Consider the following 2,189-nt stretch of genomic DNA (forward strand, 5'->3'; position numbering starts at 1 on the left):
CATCATCAGCTGGTTGGAGTTGGCGGTGCCGTAGAAGGTGCAGGTGCCCGGGCCGTGATAGGAGGCCATCTCGGCGGCCATGAGCGCATCGCGACCGACTTCGCCGGCTGCGAATTGCTGGCGCACCTTGGCTTTCTCGTCATTGGGCAGCCCGGTGGTCATCGGCCCCGCGGGGATGAAGATCGCCGGGATATGGCCGAAGGTCGCCGCCGCCATGATCAGGCCGGGCACGATCTTGTCGCAGACGCCCATGTAGAGGGCCGCGTCGAAGGTGTTGTGGCTCAGCGAGACCGCCGCCGCCATTGCGATCACGTCACGCGAGAAGAGCGACAAGTCCATCCCCGGCTGGCCCTGCGTGACGCCGTCGCACATCGCGGGCACGCCGCCCGCGACCTGCGCCGTGGCGCCGACTTCGCGCAGCGCGGCTTTGATCGTCTGCGGGAAGGTCTCGAACGGCTGGTGCGCCGAGAGCATGTCGTTATAGGCCGTCACGATGCCCACGTTGGGGGCGCGATCGCCTGCCAACGTGTCCTTGTCCTCGCCCATGGCCGCATAGGCGTGGGCCTGATTGCCGCAGCTGAGATGCGCGCGTGCGGGGCCTGCATCGGCAGCCGCCTGCATCCGGGCAAGATAGTCGCCGCGCGGGCCTTCGGAGCGGGCGCGGATTCGGTCGGTCACACGGGCGATTGTGGCATCGAGGGTCATCGGCGGGGCCTTTCCTTGCTATGCATCTGATGCGGAACATGCAGCCCTTGCGGGCCGCTCGCGCAGCGGGCGCGGATCGCGGTCGCCTCTTCGCTATCATGTTAGCGCTAACGCCGCAACCCGTTCCCTTTGTCGATTATCTGGGGCAGAGCGGGGATGCGGCAAGCGCGAGGGCTTTCGCGCCCCGTCGCTTGGCGCTAGGAAGGCGGCGCTTGAGACAGCGCGCGCAAGGAGCATCCGATGAGCCAGTCCGAAGACACCGCCACCCGCCCGACCGTTCGGCTGCGCCCGAAGGCCGAGGCCCGCGCGATCCGCCATGGCTTTCCTTGGGTCTATGCCGATGAGCTGGTGACCGACCGGCGCACCAAGGGGCTGGCGCCCGGCACGATCGCGACGCTGGAGGATGGCGAGCGCCGCCCGCTCGCGACGGTGACGGTTAACCCGAACTCGAAGATCATCGGCCGGGTGATGAGCCGCGACGCGGAGGCGGTGATCGACCGCGACTGGATCGCCGCGAAGCTCACTCGGGCACTGGAGATGCGTGCGCGGCTATTCGATGCGCCGTTCTATCGGCTCGTGCATGCCGAGGCGGATGGGTTGCCCGGCGTTATCATCGACCGCTTCGGCGATGCGGCGGTGATCCAGCCTAATGCGGCATGGTCGGAGGTCATGATCTCCGATCTCGAGGCCGCGCTGGCCGAGGTGACGGGCGTCACGACGATCATCAAGAACGCGGCAGGGCGGGCGCGCACGCTTGAAGGGCTGGACGAGGACATGCTCACCCTGCGCGGCGGCATCGAGGCGCCGGTCGAGGTGCCGATGAACGGTGCGATCTACCTCGCCGACCTGATGGGCGGGCAGAAGACGGGTCTGTTCTATGACCAGCGCCCGAACCACGCTTTTGCCGCACGACTGGCCGAGGGTGCGCGGGTCCTCGACGTGTTCTCCCATGTGGGCGGCTTCGCGCTGGCCGCGCTGGCCGGGGGTGCGACCTCGGCGCTGTCGGTCGATGCCTCGGCTCCGGCGCTGGATCTTGCGACCAAGGGTGCGGCCGCGATGGGCATGGCGGACCGGTTCGCCACGCGGCAGGGCGAGGCCTTCGACACGCTCGATGCTTTGGGCCGGGAAGGCGAGCGCTTCGACCTGGTGGTCTGCGATCCGCCCGCCTTCGCGCCTGCCAAGCCTGCGCTTCAGGCGGGGCTGCGCGCCTATGAGCGGATCGCGCGCATGGCCGCGCCACTGGTCGAGCCGGGCGGCTATCTGGTGCTGTGCTCCTGCTCGCATGCCGCCGATCTGTCGCAATTCCGCGCAGCCTGCACGCGCGGCATCGGCAAGGCAGGGCGGTCGGCGCAGCTGATCCATACCGGCTATGCCGGGCCCGATCACCCGATGCTGCCGCAGCTAGCGGAATCGGGCTATCTGAAATCCCTGTTCTTCCGGCTCGACTGATGCGGGTCGTGCTCGATGCCTGCGTGCTCTACCCG

General features: G+C 68.4%; 2 protein-coding genes. One reads left to right on the forward strand and one right to left on the reverse strand.

The annotated features are described in order from the left end of the window. On the reverse strand, positions 1–705 hold a 705-nt coding region (locus B3D39_RS05870; protein WP_286789503.1), incomplete at its 3' end, for a dihydroxy-acid dehydratase. A gap of 240 nt (positions 706–945) precedes the next feature. Here B3D39_RS05870 and B3D39_RS05875 point away from each other — a divergent pair. Next, entirely contained in the window at positions 946–2,154 is a 1,209-nt protein-coding gene (locus B3D39_RS05875) for an RSP_2647 family RNA methyltransferase (RefSeq protein ID WP_274963470.1), read from the forward strand. The last annotated feature ends 35 nt before the right edge of the window (positions 2,155–2,189 follow it).

The sequence above is a fragment of the Thioclava sp. UBA3469 genome (assembly GCF_002378135.1).
Taxonomy (GTDB): Bacteria; Pseudomonadota; Alphaproteobacteria; order Rhodobacterales; family Rhodobacteraceae; genus Thioclava; species Thioclava sediminum.

Bases quoted from the DNA above. Each gene is read 5' to 3' on its own strand.
- B3D39_RS05875 (WP_274963470.1), top strand. From the start codon at position 946: ATGAGCCAGTCCGAAGACACCGCCACCCGCCCGACCGTTCGGCTGCGC.